17 protein-coding genes and 1 rRNA gene are annotated in these 16,028 nt (G+C 69.5%); 7 read left to right on the forward strand and 11 right to left on the reverse strand.

Annotated elements, in window-relative coordinates; genetic code table 11:
• Positions 1-19 precede the first annotated feature (19 nt).
• Together recN and ABD301_RS22325 are read right to left on the reverse strand one after the other, a co-directional pair.
• Positions 20-1,822: a DNA repair protein RecN gene (recN, locus tag ABD301_RS22320; protein ID WP_344312316.1), complete on the reverse strand. Its 1,803-nt coding sequence runs from the start codon at positions 1,820-1,822 to the stop codon at positions 20-22.
• Positions 1,823-1,908: 86 nt separating this feature from the next.
• A complete protein-coding gene (locus ABD301_RS22325) occupies positions 1,909-2,550 on the reverse strand; it encodes a TetR family transcriptional regulator (RefSeq protein WP_163573433.1) in 642 nt (213 codons plus the stop codon).
• 87 nt (positions 2,551-2,637) lie between these two features.
• Here ABD301_RS22325 and ABD301_RS22330 point away from each other — a divergent pair, with 87 nt between their 5' ends.
• Positions 2,638-4,086 (forward strand): FAD-dependent monooxygenase, encoded by a 1,449-nt coding sequence (locus tag ABD301_RS22330; RefSeq protein WP_344312318.1) that lies wholly within the window; start codon positions 2,638-2,640, stop codon positions 4,084-4,086.
• Here ABD301_RS22330 and ABD301_RS22335 read toward each other — a convergent pair.
• A complete protein-coding gene (locus tag ABD301_RS22335) occupies positions 4,067-4,540 on the reverse strand; it encodes a MarR family winged helix-turn-helix transcriptional regulator (RefSeq protein WP_163573435.1) in 474 nt (157 codons plus the stop codon). The genes ABD301_RS22330 and ABD301_RS22335 overlap by 20 nt on opposite strands.
• 102 nt (positions 4,541-4,642) lie before the next feature.
• Here ABD301_RS22335 and ABD301_RS22340 point away from each other — a divergent pair, with 102 nt between their 5' ends.
• Genes ABD301_RS22340 through ABD301_RS22350 form a run of 3 tightly spaced genes read left to right on the forward strand, consistent with a single transcriptional unit; the run spans position 4,643 to position 8,111 of the window.
• Positions 4,643-6,079: an MFS transporter gene (locus ABD301_RS22340; RefSeq protein WP_163573436.1), complete on the forward strand. Its 1,437-nt coding sequence runs from the start codon at positions 4,643-4,645 to the stop codon at positions 6,077-6,079.
• Positions 6,080-6,134: 55 nt separating this feature from the next.
• The gene (locus tag ABD301_RS22345) at positions 6,135-7,604 is read left to right on the forward strand and encodes an AlkA N-terminal domain-containing protein (RefSeq protein WP_344312319.1); all 1,470 of its coding nucleotides are present in this window, start codon (positions 6,135-6,137) and stop codon (positions 7,602-7,604) included.
• A gap of 18 nt (positions 7,605-7,622) precedes the next feature.
• Entirely contained in the window at positions 7,623-8,111 is a 489-nt protein-coding gene (locus ABD301_RS22350; protein WP_344312320.1) for a methylated-DNA--[protein]-cysteine S-methyltransferase, read from the forward strand.
• Positions 8,112-8,139: 28 nt separating this feature from the next.
• Here ABD301_RS22350 and ABD301_RS22355 read toward each other — a convergent pair whose 3' ends face one another.
• Genes ABD301_RS22355 through ABD301_RS22370 form a run of 4 tightly spaced genes read right to left on the reverse strand, consistent with a single transcriptional unit; the run spans position 8,140 to position 10,868 of the window.
• Positions 8,140-9,027, reverse strand: coding sequence for an NAD kinase (locus ABD301_RS22355; protein WP_344312324.1), 888 nt, complete (start codon positions 9,025-9,027; stop codon positions 8,140-8,142).
• Positions 9,028-9,029: 2 nt separating this feature from the next.
• Complete coding sequence (locus tag ABD301_RS22360) at positions 9,030-9,809, reverse strand: TlyA family RNA methyltransferase (RefSeq protein ID WP_163573437.1); 780 nt, start codon at positions 9,807-9,809, stop codon at positions 9,030-9,032.
• Positions 9,810-9,813: 4 nt separating this feature from the next.
• Complete coding sequence (locus tag ABD301_RS22365; RefSeq protein ID WP_344312329.1) at positions 9,814-10,272, reverse strand: hypothetical protein; 459 nt, start codon at positions 10,270-10,272, stop codon at positions 9,814-9,816.
• Positions 10,269-10,868 carry a phasin family protein gene (locus ABD301_RS22370; RefSeq protein WP_344312332.1) on the reverse strand — a complete coding sequence of 200 codons (600 nt, stop codon included), beginning with the start codon at positions 10,866-10,868 and terminating at the stop codon, positions 10,269-10,271. The genes ABD301_RS22365 and ABD301_RS22370 overlap by 4 nt, the downstream gene beginning before the upstream one ends.
• A gap of 148 nt (positions 10,869-11,016) precedes the next feature.
• Between ABD301_RS22370 and ABD301_RS22375 the strand changes: the two genes are divergently transcribed.
• From ABD301_RS22375 to ABD301_RS22385, 3 genes are read left to right on the forward strand one after another with little or no spacing between them, the layout of a single operon-like run.
• Positions 11,017-11,355, forward strand: coding sequence for an alkyl sulfatase C-terminal domain-containing protein (locus tag ABD301_RS22375; RefSeq protein ID WP_163571919.1), 339 nt, complete (start codon positions 11,017-11,019; stop codon positions 11,353-11,355).
• A 56-nt stretch (positions 11,356-11,411) separates the two neighbouring features.
• On the forward strand, positions 11,412-11,639 hold the full coding sequence (locus ABD301_RS22380) for a hypothetical protein (RefSeq protein ID WP_344312334.1): 228 nt from the start codon (positions 11,412-11,414) through the stop codon (positions 11,637-11,639).
• A 5-nt stretch (positions 11,640-11,644) separates the two neighbouring features.
• Positions 11,645-11,992 carry a type II toxin-antitoxin system PemK/MazF family toxin gene (locus tag ABD301_RS22385; protein WP_163571918.1) on the forward strand — a complete coding sequence of 116 codons (348 nt, stop codon included), beginning with the start codon at positions 11,645-11,647 and terminating at the stop codon, positions 11,990-11,992.
• An 84-nt stretch (positions 11,993-12,076) separates the two neighbouring features.
• Here ABD301_RS22385 and ABD301_RS22390 read toward each other — a convergent pair whose 3' ends face one another.
• The 4 genes from ABD301_RS22390 to rrf form a co-directional block, all read right to left on the reverse strand.
• Positions 12,077-13,096, reverse strand: a complete 1,020-nt coding sequence (locus tag ABD301_RS22390) for an HAD-IIA family hydrolase (RefSeq protein WP_344312335.1) — start codon at positions 13,094-13,096, stop codon at positions 12,077-12,079.
• Positions 13,093-13,986 (reverse strand): tetratricopeptide repeat protein, encoded by an 894-nt coding sequence (locus ABD301_RS22395; RefSeq protein ID WP_344312337.1) that lies wholly within the window; start codon positions 13,984-13,986, stop codon positions 13,093-13,095. Before ABD301_RS22395 ends, ABD301_RS22390 begins: the two co-directional genes overlap by 4 nt.
• A gap of 932 nt (positions 13,987-14,918) precedes the next feature.
• A complete protein-coding gene (locus ABD301_RS22400; RefSeq protein WP_344312338.1) occupies positions 14,919-15,551 on the reverse strand; it encodes a hypothetical protein in 633 nt (210 codons plus the stop codon).
• A 218-nt stretch (positions 15,552-15,769) separates the two neighbouring features.
• Positions 15,770-15,886 (reverse strand): 5S ribosomal RNA (gene rrf / locus ABD301_RS22405).
• Positions 15,887-16,028: the final 142 nt, after the last annotated feature.

Raw genomic sequence — 16,028 nt, forward strand, 5'->3', positions numbered from 1 at the left:
GGCTTACAACCGCAAACCCCTATTTCTTCGCGGCCCGCTTGCGGGGCTTCTTGAAGCCGGCATCCTTCGTGGCCTGGGCCTTCTCGAGCAGCTCGGTGGCATGAGCCATCCCGAGCATGCTGTCTTCCATGCCGGCCAGCATCCGAGCCAGCTCGCGGGCGCGGCCGTCGTCGTCCAGCCAGCGTACGGACGAGGTGGTCACTGATCCGTCGGAGTCCTTGTCCACCACCAGATGCCGGTCCGCGAAGGCGGCCACCTGGGGAAGGTGGGTGACGACGAGAACCTGGTGCGAGCGGGCCAGTCGGGCGAGGCGGGCGCCGACCTCGACGGCGGCCTTGCCGCCGACGCCGGCGTCGACCTCGTCGAAGACCAGCGTCGACGTGCTGCCGGCGCCGGCCAACACGACCTCCACGGCGAGCATGACTCGGGACAGCTCACCGCCGGAGGCGCCGCGCTGCAGCGGAAGGGGCGGCGAGCCGGGGTGCGGTTGGAGGGAGATCTCGATCTCGTCGATGCCGTCCGAACCGACCGAGACCTCGCGGTCGTCGACGACGACGGACGGGCCGTCAGGGCGGGCGTCAACGTACGAGACGGAGGCCGTCACCCGGGCGTGTGGCATCGCGAGGCCGGCGAGCTCGGCGGTGACCGCGGTGCCGAAGTCGGCGGCGGCGGACAGCCGAGCGGCGGACAGCTTGATCGCGCTGCTGGCCACCTCGTCGTGCAGTTTGGCCACCTCGGTGCCGAGCGCGGCGAGCGCCTCGTCGGAGGAATCCAGGCCGTCGAGCTGCTCGCGGGCCCGGTCGGCCCAGCCGGGCAGCTCGTCAGGCTCGCTCACATAGCGGCGGGCGACGGTGGCCAGCCGGGCACGGCGCTCCTGCACCCACTCCAGGCGGGCCGGGTCGCCTTCGATGCCGTCCGCATACGTGGCGAGGTCCGTGCTCAACTCGCCGACCAGCGCGGCCAGCTCGTCGCCGCGGCCGGCCAGCGCGGCCAGCTCCGGGTCGTCGCCGGCGGCGGTCGCCAACGCTCGCCGGGCCGCGTCCAGCAGGCCGGTCACGTCGACGGCGTCCATGGCCGTCGAGGAAGGGTCCCCGGCCAATGCCTGGTGGGCGGTCATCGCGGCCGTACGCAGACCGTCGGCGTGCTCCAGCCGAAGCGCTTCGGCGCGCAGCTGCGCATCCTCGCCGGGCTGCGGGTCCAACTGCTCGATCGCGGTCAGGCCGACCCGCAAATACTCTGCTTTCTCGGCCAGCTCGCCGGCCCGCGCGGTCCGGTCGGCAAGGTCGGCGGCGGCTTCCCGCCAGCGCTTGTACGCCTCGCGGTGCACCTCGGCAAGGTCGCTGACCTCGGCGCCGCCGTACGCGTCGAGGGCGGCCCGTTGCTCGGTCGGTCGCAGCAACCGCACCTGATCCATCTGGCCGTGCACGGTGACGGCCAGCTCGCCAATGTCCGCGAGCACTCCGGCCGGCACCGACCGGCCGCCCAGGTGCGCCCGCGAACGGCCCTCCGGTGACACCGAACGGGACAGCACGAGAGTGCCATCGTCGTCAGCCTCGGCGCCAGCGTCCTCGGCGCGGGACAAGATGGCCCGCGCCTTCGCGGACTTCTTGCTCAGGCTCAGCCGGCCCTCGACCAGCGCGCGCTCGGCGCCTCGGCGCACCCGACCCGCGTCGGCGCGACCGCCGAAGAGCAGGTCAAGGGCGGTGACGACCATGGTTTTCCCAGCACCGGTCTCGCCGGTCACCACGGTCAGACCGTCGGACAGGTGGAGCTCGGCGTCGTCGATCACCCCGAGCCCGCTGATGCGGACTTCCTCCAGCACAAGCCCGAGGTTAGCGGCTCGCTCTCACCATTTCGCGCCCATCCCCGTCGCCACGCCCAACCGCCACTGTCCGTACAGATGTACGACTACCCGCAGTAGTCGCCGACACCGCCGCGGAGCAGCGCGTAAGCGTGGTTGACCGCGGCCACTGCCTCGGGATAGAGATCCTCGGTCGTACGACCACCGGCGACCTGCGCCCAGTTGTCGAGGCCGAGCCGGCGGGTGGTGATCAGGATCTGGTTCGCGACCAGGCCAGCAGTCACCCGATGCGGACCAGGACCGCAGGCCTCCACGAGGGCGTCCCGCAACAGCTCCACGCCCTCGATCGAGTACGCCAGCAGCGCGTTGGCCAGGCTCTCGGTGTTGTAGAGCAACCGCTGGAAGGCGATCACCTGCGGCCGGTCGCTGATGCCGGTGACCGGATCCCGGTCGGCCAGCAACCGCAGCTGGTGCCGGTGCAACGCGTCCAGCGGTGACTCCCCCGCGGAACGGCCGCGGACCACCTGCGCCGGCTCGGCCCGGTGATCGTCGATCCGGTCCAGGATCAACTCATCCTTGCTCCGGAAGTACTTGAACAGCGTCGGCTTGGACACCTCAGCGGCCGCCGCCACGTCGGCGACCGAGACGGCGTCGTACCCCCGCGCGAGGAACAACTGGATGGCGGCGTCCGAGATCGCCTGCCTGGTGCGCTGCTTCTTACGTTCACGCAAGCCGAGGTCCGAGGTCATGACGGTCATCATAGCGCTACCCAGACAAATACTTGGTTGTGTTAGTTTCTTAACTGAGTTAATCTAATGAAGTCTTGAGGAGATGACATGCCTGACACTGATGTGATCGTGGTGGGGGCCGGGCCGACCGGCCTCATGCTGGCCCGTGAGCTGCGGCTGGCCGGCGTACGGGTAGAGGTGCTTGAGCAGCTGGCCGCGCGAGCGATCCAGTCCAAGGCCGGCGGCCTGCACAGCCGTACGACCGAGGTGTTCCGGCTGCGCGGGCTGATGGACCAGATGCAGGCCCGCGCGCAGGACCGGGCGCCGGTCGGCGGCCACTTCGCCGGGCTGGCGACGCCGCTCGATTTCGCCGCGCTGGACACCCACAGCCCGTACATCGTGGCGACGCTGCAGCTCGACGTGGAAGACATCCTGGAGACCGAGCTGGCCGGCTTCGGGACGACTGTTCGGCGCGGGCACGAGCTTGGCTCGGTCGACCAGGACGACACTGGCGTACGCGCGCAGGTGGCTGGCCCGGACGGCACGTACGAGCTGACGGCCAAGTTCCTGGTCGGCTGCGACGGCGCCCGCAGCGCGGTCCGCAAAATGCTCGGAATCCCCTTCACCGGGCTGGCCGGCAAGGCATCGATGGTGCTGTCGGACATACGACTGGAGGGCGTCACGCTGCCCTCGCGGCGCGGCCACTTCTCCGACCACATCACCAGGCGCGGCGACCACGTCGCGATCCTGTCACCGCTGCCTGGCGGCCTCTACCGACTGATGTTCGGTGGCGACGCGCAGCTGGACAAGGACCGCACCGCGCCGGTCACAGAAGAAGAGATCCAGGAGGTGCTGGACGGCGCTTATGGACCGGGAGTACGGCTGCTGGAGGTCCGGGCGGCGTCGCGTTTCAGCGACGCGTCGCGGCAGGCCGAGCGCTATCGGGAAGGTCGCGTGCTGATCGCCGGCGACGCGGCGCACATCCACCTGCCGACCGGCGGCCAGGGCCTCAACCTCGGCATCCAGGACGCCTTCAACCTGGGCTGGAAGCTGGCCGCGACGGTCCGCGGCGACGCACCGGACGGGCTGCTCGACACGTACCACGTCGAGCGTCACCAGGTCGGCGCGCGCGTCTTGCAGAACACCCGGGCGCAGGGCGCGCTGATGGCCGCCTCCGAACCGGTCACCATCGCCCTGCGGGACCTGATCACCGAGTGGCTAGCGGTCCCTGAGCTGAACAAGAAGGTCGCCGCCATGATCAGCGGCCTGGACATCCACTACCAGCTGGGCGACGCGAACCCGCTGGTCGGGACGCGGATGCCCGACCTCGAGCTGGAAACCGCCGACGGCACGCGCTGGTTCAGCGACCTCACCCACGACGGCCGTGGAGTCCTCGTCGACTTCACCGGCACTCTCGAGCCGCCCGGCTCCGAGCGGGTACGACACGTCGTCGCCAAACCGCATGAGGGCCTGGACGCGCCAGCCGTGCTGGTACGACCGGACGGCTACATCGCGTCGCTCAGCGACTCACCCGACCTCACTCGCTGGTTCGGCTGAACTCGCGTACGACCGACTCGGTGCTGGCCTCGGCGGCCTTGACGAATCGCAGCAGCAGGCTCAGCTGCTCCTCGTCGAAGTCGCCGAGGTCGTCCCGGTGCCGCTGGTTGAGCGGGTCGTAGTACGCGCCGACCCGGTTGATGCTGTCCTGATCCGGCTCGATGAGAATCCGCCGCCGGTCGGTCGGGTCCGGGACCCGCCGGAGGTAGCCGGCGGCCTCCAGCCGGTCGACCATTCGGGACGCGGAGCCAGAGGTCAGGTTCACCCGTTTGGCCAGCACGCTGGCGGTCGCCGGACCGTCGTGCGCAAGCGCGTAGAGGCACTGCAGATCCGACGTGGTGACCCCCATCCGGTCCGCGATCAGCCCGTTCAGCTGGGCGAGCGGCACCTGCCAGCCCGGCAACGCGGCGACCAGCTCGGTCACCAACGCCTCCCGGCGCGCCTGGTTTGACATCGACCCACTCCCCTTTTACTGTGTCACGCAGTTGCTGCGCCACACAGTCAATGCGCGGCGCAGACGTATTATCGCACTCGCCGCCTTCAGGGAGACAACGTCGTGCCACCTCCGTCCCACCGGACCCTCGCCCTGCTCGTCCTGCTGCTCGCCACCTTCGTGGACCTCGTCGGCGCCACCGTCCTGCAGGTAGTGCTGCCGGCGATCCGGCAGGACCTGACCGCGAGCCCAGCTCAGCTGCAGTGGATCGTCGCCGGCTACACCCTCGCGTTGGCGCTGGGCATGATCCCCGGCGCGCGGCTTGGCGACCTGCTCGGTCACAAGCGGGTGTTCGCCGCCGGAATGGCCGGTTTCGGGATCACGTCGGCCATCTGCGCCCTCGCGACCACCCCGAACCTGCTGATCGCCGGGCGGGTGCTGCAGGGGCTCGCCGCCGCCGCGATGATCCCGCAGGTGATCTCGCAGCTCCAGGTCATGTACGAGCCGGCCGAACGCGGCGGCCCGATGGCCGCCTTCACCACCATCACCTCGCTGGCCGCGGCCGGCGGCCCCATCCTCGGCCCGCTGCTGCTGGCCTGGGGTTCGACCTGGCGGCTGACCTTCTGGGTGAATGTCCCGATCGCCGCTCTCGCACTCATCGCGTGTTTCGCACTGCTGCCGGACAGCCGTTCGCCGGACACCGGCCGCATCCGTCTCGACCTGCCCGGTCTCGCGCTGTCCAGTGCCGGCCTGGTGCTGGTGCTCTGTCCGCTCATCGACATCGCGAACGCCGGCGGCCGGTCGGTGTGGACGTACGTGTGCATCGCCGCAGGTCTCGCGGTGCTCGGCTGTTTCGTCGCGTACGAGCGAAAAATCGCTTCGCCGCTGCTGGAGACCGCGCTGTTCCGATTTCGTTCGCTGCGCGGCGGCCTGCTGACGCTGCTGCTGTTTTTCGCTCCCACTGTGGGATTTTTCGTCACCTTCATGATTTTCCTGCAGACCGGCGTGGGAATGAGTCCGCTGCACGCGGGGCTGACCATGGTGGTCTGGTCGCTCGCGGTGGCGGTGACTGCCGGCCTTTCCGCTGGCGTCCTGCTGCCCCGGATCGGCCGGCTGGCCGTGCAACTTGGCCTGGTCGTGATGGCATTCGGGTTTGTGGTGATCGCGTACGTTTCAGCCAGCGCCACCGCCCACACCACCTGGACCGATTTCATCGTCGGCGCATTGGTGGGCGGTGCCGGGATGGGCCTGGTGATCGCGCCGCTGCTCACGCTGACGCTCAACGACGTGCCGGTGAGCGACGCCGGATCCAGCTCAGGGCTCTACAACACCGCCAACCAACTGGCGGCCGCTGTCGGAGTGGCGGTGGTGGGCACGTTCTTCTTCACTCAGGTCAACCCGCGTAGCGTCGATCAGGCCCGCGCGTACGGCAGCGCACTCGCCACCACCCTCTGGCTCGGCATCGGCATGCTCGCCCTGGCGCTGGCCGCCACCTTCCTGCTTCCCCGCCGCTTCGCGACCGCGCCCCAGCCCGAGGAACCAGTCCGCCAGGACGCCTGAGGGCCATGTCGTATTTCCGCCAGCCAGGGCCTCTACCGCGAGCGATCCTAGAGACATGTACGAGGACGTGGAGCGGTGCGTACGGGCGGTGCAGTCGAAGGACGCACGGTTCGACGGCTGGTTCTTCACCGCGGTGCTCACCACCGGGATCTACTGCCGGCCGAGTTGCCCGGTGGTGCCGCCCAAGGTCCAGAACATGCGCTTCTACCCGAGCGCGGCGGCGGCTCAGCAAGCCGGTTTCCGGGCCTGCAAACGCTGCCGCCCGGACGCCAGCCCGGGCTCACCGCAGTGGAACGAGCGGGCCGATCTGGTGGCCCGTGCGATGCGGCTGGTGGCCGACGGCGTGGTTGACCGTGACGGCGTCCCGGGGCTGGCCGCCCAGCTCGGCTACAGCGTGCGGCAGATCCAGCGGCAGCTGCTCGCCGAGCTGGGCGCCGGGCCGTTGGCGCTGGCCCGGGCCCAGCGGGCGCAGACCGCACGGCTGCTGATCGAGACCAGCCAGCTGCCGATGTGCGATGTCGCCTTCGCGGCCGGGTTCGCGAGCGTACGGGCTTTCAACGACACGGTAAGGGAAATCTTCGCGCTCACCCCGACCGAGCTGCGGGTCCGCTCCAGCCGGCGAAACGCGGCGCCGACGCAGGGATCACTCTCGCTGCGGCTGCCGTTCCGTGCGCCACTGTGCCCGGACAACCTGTTCGGGCACCTCGCCGCGACCGGGGTGCCGGGCGTCGAAGAGTGGCTGGACGGCGCGTACCGGCGCACCCTGCGGCTCCCGCATGGGCACGCCATCGCGGAGCTGCGGCCGTGTCCCGACCACATCGCCTGCCAGCTCACCCTCACCGACCTACGGGATCTGTCGACCGCCATCAGCCGCTGCCGGCGGCTGCTGGACCTGGACGCCGACCCGATCGCCGTCGACGAACAGCTGCGTACGGACCCGGACCTCGCGCCGCTGGTCGACAAGAATCCTGGCCGGCGGGTGCCGCGTACGGTCGACGGTGCCGAGTTCGCCATCCGGGCGGTGCTCGGCCAGCAGGTTTCGACGCAGGCGGCTCGTACGCACACGGCCCGGCTGGTCACCGCGTATGGCGACCCGATCGACGATCCCATCGGCGGCCTCACGCACCTTTTCCCGGAGCCCGCGGCACTGGCCGACGCCGACCCGGCGACCCTCGCGATGCCGCAGACCAGGCGAAACTCTGTCACCGGGCTGGCGGCCGCGCTGGCCGACGGCCGGGTGGAGTTGGGTACCGGCAGCGACTGGGACGAGGCCCGCGCCGAGCTGACCGCGCTGCCGGGCATCGGCCCTTGGACCGTCGAGACCATCGCGATGCGCGCGCTCGGCGACCCGGACGCCTTCATCCCGACCGACCTCGGCGTCAAACTCGCGGCCGGCGAACTCGGCCTGCCCACCACGCCGGCCGCGCTGACCGCCCGGGCGGCGGGCTGGCGACCGTGGCGCGCCTACGCCGTGCAGTATTTGTGGGCGACTGGTGACCACCCCATCAACCGGCTTCCCGCCTGACGAAAGGACACTAAGCAAGTGCGTACACACACTGTCGTGGACAGTCCCGTCGGTCCGCTGACTCTGGTCGCTGAGGACGGCACGCTGGCCGGGCTCTATATGGAAAAGCAGCGGCACCTGCCCTCGCAGGAGACTTTCGGGGTGCCTGATCCCGACAGTTTTACCGAGGTGATCCAGCAGCTGAAAGAGTATTTCGCCGGCGATCGTACCGACTTCGACCTGCCGATCGCCTTCGCTGGCACGGACTTCCAGCACACTGTCTGGACGGCGCTGCGAGACATCCCGTACGGCGAGACGGTCTCTTATGGCGAGCTGGCCGAGCGGATCGGCAAACCGACCGCGTCCCGCGCGGTCGGCCTCGCGAACGGCAAGAACCCCATCGGCATCATCGTGCCGTGCCACCGGGTGGTCGGCTCGAAAGGCGACCTGACCGGCTACGGCGGCGGCATCGAACGCAAGCGCTTCCTGCTTGACTTCGAGCGCGACGGCGCCGACACCCTGATCTAGTGTCCTGCCGCAGGACACTAGCCAACCCTCAGTCCGCGCGGCGCCAGCCGTTGACCGGCAGCGCGAACTTGGCCACCAGCCGGTCGGTGAAGGTGCGCTGCTCCAGGCGTACGACCCGGACCGGCTTCGCCGATCGCCGCACCTCCACCACGTCGCCGGGCAGCACGTCGTACGTCCGGCGGCCGTCGCAACACAGCACCGCCGACGCCCGGCTCTTGGCCAGCACCTCGACGGTCAGCACCGAATCGGGAGCGGCGACCAGCGGCCGGTTGAAGAGCGCGTGGGCGCTGATCGGTACGAGCAGGAGGGCGGCCACGTCCGGCGACACCACCGGGCCGCCGGCCGAAAAAGCGTAGGCGGTCGACCCGGTCGGCGTCGCGAGCACGACACCGTCGCAGCCCCACCGGGACAGCGGGTGGTAGTCGACGCTGACCAGCACGTCCAGCATCCGCTCACGGGCCGACTTCTCCACGCTGGCCTCGTTCAGCGCCCAGTCGCGGGCGAGCACCTGCCCGTCGCGCAGCAGCACGACATCGATCGCCAGCCGCTCGTCGACGGTGTACTTCCGGTCGATCACCGCCCCGACGGCCTCGTCCAGGTCGTGCAGCTCGGCCTCGGCCAGAAACCCGACATGCCCGAGGTTGACGCCGATCAGCGGCACCCCGGCGTGCCGAGCCAGTTCGGCGGCCCGCAGCAGGGTGCCGTCGCCGCCGAGCGCGAAGACGATCTCGCTGCTGGCCGCCGCGTCCGGACCGTGCTCCACTCGGTCGGCCTTGACGTGCAGTTCGCTGGCCTCGTCGGTGAGCACCCGCACCTCGAAGCCGGCTTCGACCAGTTGGCCGACGACCTGCTTCGCGCAGGCGAGATTCTCCTGGCGCCCGGTGTGTGCCACCAGCAGCGCGTTGCGGGCCGGCATGCTCAGGATTCCTCCACCACGGCAGCGATCTGATCCGGATCTGGGCCGGGAGCGCCGCACCTCAACCAGAGGAAGAACTCGACATTTCCCGACGGACCCGGCAGCGGACTGCGGATGACGCCGCGGGTGCCCCACCCCATGGTGGCAGCCTCTCGCGCGATTGCCAGCACGACTTCGGCGCGCAGCGCCGGATCGCGCACCACACCGCCGGATCCGAGCCGCTCGCGGCCCACCTCGAACTGCGGCTTCACCATCGGAACAAGGTCGCCGTCCGGTCTCGTACACGCCGTCAAAACCGGCAGGACCAGGCTCAACGAGATGAAGGAGAGGTCGGCGACAGTCAGGTCGACCGGCCCGCCAATCGTCTCCGGCGTCAGGTCGCGAATGTTCGTACGCTCGAAGGTCCGGACCCGAGGGTCCGCGCGGATCACGTCGGCCACTTGCCCGTACCCGACGTCGACACCAACCACCTCAGCCGCGCCCGCGCGCAGCAGTACGTCGGTGAAGCCGCCCGTGCTGGCGCCGGCGTCCAGGCATCGGCGGCCGGTCACGTCAACCTCGAAGGCGGCGAGCGCGCCGGCCAGCTTGTGGGCGCCACGGGACACGTAGTCGGGGCCTTCCGCCCGTACGACAACGGCGGTGTGCTCGTCGACCTTGGTCGCCGGCTTGCCGGCCGCGCGGCCGTCGACCAGCACCGCTCCCTGGGCGATCAGCGCCGCGGCCTGCTCACGGGAGCGGGCGAGGCCACGGCGTACCAGCTCCACGTCCAGCCGAGCCGCCACCGGCTCAGGTCTGGTCGATGGTGGAGAGCGCGTCCTGTAGTGACTTGTGGGCCGCCTCGTAGCGGGTGATGTGCTCGCTGATCGGCAGTTGCTCGATGCCTTCCAGCCGCTTCATGGCCGCGTCGATCGGCGAATCTTCCGCTCGTACGACCGAGGGCCCTGCGGCGGGTGGGCTGGCACTCGCCGCAGCCGGCACCGACGGCAATGGCGCCGGGTCCGTGCCACCGGGCACCTCCGCGGTGGAAACCGGCGAGGACGGCATCGGCGGATCGGGCGTTGGGCCAGGGACCGGCGACGGCGGAGCGGGTGCTGGTGGCTGCGGAGTGGGGATCGGGTCTGGTACGAGCGGACCGGGCACCGGCGGGGCCGGCATCGGACCTGGCCCCGGGTCCGGCGTCGCTGGGCCGGGCACCGGCGGTCGATAGCCGGGCGGCGGGCCGGGCTTGGGCATCGGAATGGTCATGAGGTCGCCGCCGGCGGCGGGGAGCTCACGGTCTTGGCCGGCGAGGTCTTGGCTGGCGCCGTTTTGGCTAGAGCTGTCTTCGCCGGACCTGCCTTCGCGGCTTGGGCGGGCGCCGCCTTGGTGGCGGTCTTCTTCGCCGGAGCCGTCGTCTTGGCAGCCGCTGTCTTGGGAGCCGCTGTCTTGGCCGGCGCCTTCGCGGGGGCCTTCCGGGCCGGGGCGCGCTTGACTGGCGCTTTCACGGCTTCAGCCTCAGCTTTGGCCGCGGCGGCGGCCGCCTCGGTGGTGGTGATCTTGGACTTCGCCGCCGCGAGTTCGCGCTCCAGGTCGCGTACCCGACTCGTCAGTGTCTCCACCTCATCGGCGGTGGCCAGCCCGACCAGGCCGAGCGCCCGGTCGACCTCGAGCCGGACGATCTTCTGCAGCGCGTCCCGGTTGTTGGTGCTGGTCGACACCAGGTCCTCGGTCAGCGTCTGGATCTGCTCGACGGTCGCCCCGCCACGCTTGGCCAGCTTCTTCGCGGCGGCCTTGGCCTTCTTGCGCGACACGTCGCTCAGGCCGGTGGCCATCGCCAGGTAGGTCTTCAGCGCGTCCTGCATCGCTGCCCCCCTTTGTCCTCGTTCTCGTGGGCGCCGGTCAGGGTTGGCGCGCTGGTTACCCAGTGCCACCCTTTGCGTTGCCTTCAGTGTTGCCACGCTACCGGGTGAGCTGCGATTCCACGCGTTGCGGTGCGGTAGCGTCGCGGTCATGGCGTCGATCGAGCAATGCCGGACCGCACTGGACGGCCTCGCCAAGCGGCTTTCGGGTGCGGACTCCGCGACCCGTAAAAGGGTGTCGCTGGACCGAAAACTGGCCTGCCGGATCACCGATCTGCGAGCCACTTTCGTCGGGCAGTTGCGCGACGGCGAGTTGCAGGACATCAGCCGGGACGACGAGGGCAAGGGCCAGATCACCTTGACCGTCTCCAGCGATGACCTGGTGGCGCTCACCGAGGGCACCTTGCGATTCCCGAGCGCTTGGGCGTCCGGTCGACTCAAGGTCGACGCGAACGTGTTCGACCTGGTGAAACTTCGCGCACTGCTGTAAAAGTGCGGGTTTTCTTGGCACGTGCTAAGGGAACTGATCCTGGTACGCTGAGCCGCATGGCGACGACCGAAAAGCTCACCGTAAGTGTGCAGAAACAGATCGCCAGGCACGCTCGGCTGGCCGCGAAGCGTCGCGGCGAGTCCCTCTCGACGCTGACTGATCGCGCCTTACGCGCCTACCTCGTCTCCGAAGCGGTGCACAACGCCCCTTCCACCGACGCGGACTGGCTTGATGCCGCCGAGCAAGCCCTGATCGAACGCGCAGGAGAGCAGCACGGGGCCTAACACGAATGGCACGGCACCGTTCGGGACCAGCGGTCCCGGAAACAAGCGTTCTACTCCGCGGCGAAGTCTGGCGGGTTGTCGTCCTCAACCAGGTTGAGCGACTCGTCGTCGTGGTTGGCCACCAGCAGCTCACCGCTGCCCGCGAAGACGCTCTGGTCGCCGACTTCGACCAGGCACCAGTCCCCCGTACGTCCCTGCTCGAAGTCCCCGTCGACGACCCGGTCGCCGGTGTCGTGAGAGCGATGACCGTCGCACCGCTGCGCAAACGCTGGTTCGCCGAACGCATCGGCCGGATGGACGACGACACCATGGAGCAGGTCGACATCGCCCTCCGCGCCGCACTCGATCTCTGACCTTCTCGACTGAGCACGCAAGAACCGGACGTTTTCGCTGTTTGTTCGGCGGTCGGCGGCGAAAACGTCAAGCTCGCGGAGCGCTTAGCCGAGCGAGAGGGTGGTGAGGGCAGACTCGGCGGATGGATCGCTTGGGGTGATGGTCGTTGTCGAGGTGGTCCAGGCAGCGGTGGCTAGGGCGCGGAGGGCGTCCAGCGGGTCGCCAGTGCCGGACAGCTCGAGGCGATCCTGTGCTCGTACGGTCCAGCCGGCACAGGTGAAGGTGTTGCCGTCAGTTGCCGTGGCGGGGTGTGCGACCAGCAGGCCGCGTACGTCCGTAGCCACGTAGGTGGGGCGGCGCTTTGGCTCGGCGGCTAGCAAATCGGCGGCAGTGGTGACGCCGGACAGGACCAAGAGACTGTCCGTACCAGCGTTGTTGGCACCCTCGATATCGGTGTCCAGCCGGTCGCCGACGACCAGCGGCCGCTGCGCGCCGCTGCGGGCAATCGACTCAGCGTGCAGCCGAGGGTGCGGCTTGCCGACGATCTCGTCCGGTTGCCTGCCAATGGCGGTCGCCACGGCCGCGACCAGTGCGCCGTTTCCGGGCAGCGGCCCGCGCGGCGACGGAAGCGTGCTGTCCGCGTTGGTCGCCACCCAGATCGCCCCGTGCCCGAGTGCGACCGCTGCTTCGGCGAGCGCGGCCCAGCCGACGTCCCGGCCATAACCCTGCACCACGGCAGCGGTCTTCTCGCTGGCCTCGCGGACCGGAGTCAACCCGACCTCGGCGATGTCGGCCACCAATGCGCCCGTACCGACGACCAACACCTCGGCGCCGACGCCCAACCGGTCGGCGAGCGAGCTGGCGGCGGCCTGGGCGGACGTGACGACCGTGTCCAGATCGGCCGGTACGCCGACCTTTTCCAGCAATGCCACCACATCCGCCGGACGCCGGGAGGCGTTGTTCGTGACGAATTCCAGCTTCATGCCACGATTGCGGGCCTCCGCCAACGCATCCGCCGCGTGCGGCACTGGACTTTCCTGCAGGTAAACGACTCCATCGAGGTCCAGCAATGCCACGTCGTAGCGGGCGGACAGCGGTTCCGCGCTGCCGGTCAGGTCACTCACCGGTTCTCCTCCGGGACCTCACTGTCCTTTGTGGACACCTTCACGACCGCCTCGCCGTCATCACCCTCGTCTTCGTCATCTCTTTCGTCTTCGTCGTCGCTCGGATCTTCGTCCTCGTCCGAGTCATCGCCGTCCGAATCATCGCTATCTTCGGTCTCGTCGTCCTCAGCTTCGTCGTCCTCAGCTTCGTCGTCCTCAGCTTCGTCGTCCTCGAATTCGGCCTCTTCGATTTCGACGCCGTCCAGGGACAACACCCGCGCGGCGGCGTCAGTCTCGCCATCCTCGTCCGCATGCGAGGCCAGCGCGAACCACTTGCGGGCCTCGTCCGCGCGCCCGGCGGCCAGCAACATATCCGCGTACGCGTACCAGAGCCGCACCGTTGACGGCCGTCCGGGCCGGGCCGACTTCGCCTCGTTGACCAGCATCGCGACCGCCGCCTCGGCATCGCCAAGATCTCGGCGAGCGCCGGCGACCACGATCAACAACTCGGCCTTGCCATCGACATCGAGCTGCGCGACTTCCGGCGCCCGCAGCATCTTGATCGCCTTCTCCGGCCGACCCATGGCCCGCTCGCAGTCGGCCTCGGTGGCGAAATGTTCGACGCTGCCCGTCATGCGGCGGTAGGACCGCAGCTCCGCGAGCGAGGTCATCCAGTTGCCGGCGAAATACGCGGCAAGGCCGACCGCCTCACGTACGACGCCAATCCGCCCGCCGTACGCGCGAGCCGCTGCCGCATGGGCATAAGCGGCCGCCGGATCCGTGTCGACCAGCTGCCCGGCCGCGACCAGGTGCCGCGCCACGGTCTCAGCGGATTCCTTTGCCAGCGAGGAAAGTTGGCTGCGAATCGCCGGATCAAGGTCGGCCGAGGTGATGTCATCCGGGATCGGCACGCGTTTTTCCTCGCGCCGCTTCTGTTCCCGGGCGGTACCCACCGAACCACGGGTCGCCGGCCGCGCCGGCTCGGCTCGCGCCGGCCGATCGCCATCTTCACGGGGCCGCTTCGAGCCTCGGTCGTCCCTGTTCCCGCTGGGACGGCTCGGCCGCCCACCACCCGCGTAACTTCCCGCCGGCGAACTCGCTCCGGTCCGCGGCCCACTCGTACGCGCCGGTCGCCCGCTGTACGAACCCGACCCACCAGCACCACGCGCACCACCGGCACGATCAGTGCGTCCAGGTCGATCGCCATAAGAACCCGACGGTCGCTCTGTACGTACCGGTCGATCACCGGACGACCCACCGCGCGGACCATCGGTGCGCTCGGGCCGATCCGTACGCGCCGGACGATCGCCATAAGAACCAGTGCGCGGGGCACCACTGCCAGGCCGATCCGTACGCGCCGGACGATCACCGTAAGAACCAGTGCGCGGGGCACCACTGCCAGGCCGATCCGTACGCGCCGGACGATCACCGTAAGAACCGCCCCGTGGAGCGTCGGTCCTCGGACGATCGGTGCGCTCGGGCCGATCACCACGCGCCGGACGATCACCGTAAGAACCAGTACGCGGCCGGTCCGCTCGCGGACCGCCACTACGCTCGGGCCGATCAGTGCGCGGCCGATCGCCGTAAGAACCGCCACGCGGACCGTCGGTCCTCGGACGATCAGTGCGCTCAGGCCTATCCGTACGCGCGGGACGGTCACCATAGGAGCCGGACGGGCGATCCGTACGCGCAGGACGGTCACCATAAGAACCCGAAGGCCGATCCGTACGCGCAGGGCGATCACCATACGAGCCCGAGGCTCGTGGGCCGCCGGTTCGTTCTGGCCGGTCGCCGCGGCCGGAGGTTTCACCGCGCCGGTCGCCGGCCGAGCCGCGGGGACCGTCTACTCGAGGGCCGCCGGTACGGCCGCGGGGATCGCTGCGCCGATCGCCGCCGCCGGCAGGGCCGCGACCAGGCGACCATCGTTCGGTTCGCTCGCGGTCGCCCGATCCGGTGCGACGGTCGTCAGATCCACGGCTGGCCCCGCGCTCATCGTTCGGACGTGCGCGATAGGGACGGCTCTCGCCTGAGCCGGTCCGAGGGCGATCATCGCGACCCGAAGTTTGTTCGCTGTCGCGCCGAAATCCGCCGCTCGCCGGGCGCCCGCCGGTGCCGCGACCACCCGGTGCGCCACCACTGCGGTCGGCCCAGGAGCTGCCACCACGGCCACCGGATGCGCCGCCGCGACCGGCTGAAGGCCCACCGCTGCGGCCTCCGCTCGATCGCGAATCGGACGACGAACCGCCGCGGCCGGCGTCCCGACCAGTGGGCTCGCCGCCGCGGCCGCGGTCACCACTGGCTGGCCTCGCACCCCACGAACCACCCTCGCGGCCACTCGCGCCGCCGCGACCGGTGGGCGCGCCATCAGATCGACCGGCCGAGCCGCCCGTACGACCGGCGGAACCGCCACCGGTCCGGCCCGCGGAACTGCCGCCCGTCCGTCCGCCGGACGAACCGCCGGTCCGGCCGCTGCCACCTTGACCGCGTGAGGCCGGTGAGTCGGCGCCGCGGGAGCGACCCTGCGAGCGGTCTCGCCCTCCAGAGCCTGGGGTCCCGTACTGGTTCACCGTACTTCTCACCTCTACGCGTCGAAAAGGATGCTACTGACCGAGCTTCTCACACTGCGTTTTCGGTAAACGCATGAAGAGCCGCCAACGAGCGGTTTCCCGTCGTTAGCGGCTCTTCAATGAAGAAGTCCGGCGGCGTCCTACTCTCCCACACCGTCACCAGTGCAGTACCATCGGCGCTGAGAGGCTTAGCTTCCGGGTTCGGAATGGAACCGGGCGTTTCCCTCTCGCTATGGCCACCGAAACACTATCGAGAAATCAATGGACGCAATCGCCGAGCATTGTCATGGAGACAACGCCGCGATCAAAGATCGCCCGTTTCTCGGGAACCGTATAGTGAACGTAGTCGCAGCAGTATGAATCTTTGGTAATTGGTCAAGTCCTCG

This window comes from Fodinicola feengrottensis, assembly GCF_039530045.1.
Taxonomy (GTDB): domain Bacteria; phylum Actinomycetota; class Actinomycetes; order Mycobacteriales; family HKI-0501; genus Fodinicola; species Fodinicola feengrottensis.

What these genes read in the sequence shown, in the direction of transcription:
- ABD301_RS22370 (WP_344312332.1), bottom strand. Translation starts at nt 10,868, where the DNA reads ATGCAGGACGCGCTGAAGACCTACCTGGCGATGGCCACCGGCCTGAGC.
- ABD301_RS22345 (WP_344312319.1), top strand. Translation starts at nt 6,135, where the DNA reads ATGTACGAGGACGTGGAGCGGTGCGTACGGGCGGTGCAGTCGAAGGAC.
- ABD301_RS22385 (WP_163571918.1), top strand. Translation starts at nt 11,645, where the DNA reads ATGGCACGGCACCGTTCGGGACCAGCGGTCCCGGAAACAAGCGTTCTA.
- ABD301_RS22355 (WP_344312324.1), bottom strand. Translation starts at nt 9,027, where the DNA reads ATGCCGGCCCGCAACGCGCTGCTGGTGGCACACACCGGGCGCCAGGAG.
- ABD301_RS22380 (WP_344312334.1), top strand. Translation starts at nt 11,412, where the DNA reads ATGGCGACGACCGAAAAGCTCACCGTAAGTGTGCAGAAACAGATCGCC.
- ABD301_RS22335 (WP_163573435.1), bottom strand. Translation starts at nt 4,540, where the DNA reads ATGTCAAACCAGGCGCGCCGGGAGGCGTTGGTGACCGAGCTGGTCGCC.
- ABD301_RS22325 (WP_163573433.1), bottom strand. Translation starts at nt 2,550, where the DNA reads ATGACCTCGGACCTCGGCTTGCGTGAACGTAAGAAGCAGCGCACCAGG.
- ABD301_RS22365 (WP_344312329.1), bottom strand. Translation starts at nt 10,272, where the DNA reads ATGACCATTCCGATGCCCAAGCCCGGCCCGCCGCCCGGCTATCGACCG.
- ABD301_RS22375 (WP_163571919.1), top strand. Translation starts at nt 11,017, where the DNA reads ATGGCGTCGATCGAGCAATGCCGGACCGCACTGGACGGCCTCGCCAAG.
- ABD301_RS22330 (WP_344312318.1), top strand. Translation starts at nt 2,638, where the DNA reads ATGCCTGACACTGATGTGATCGTGGTGGGGGCCGGGCCGACCGGCCTC.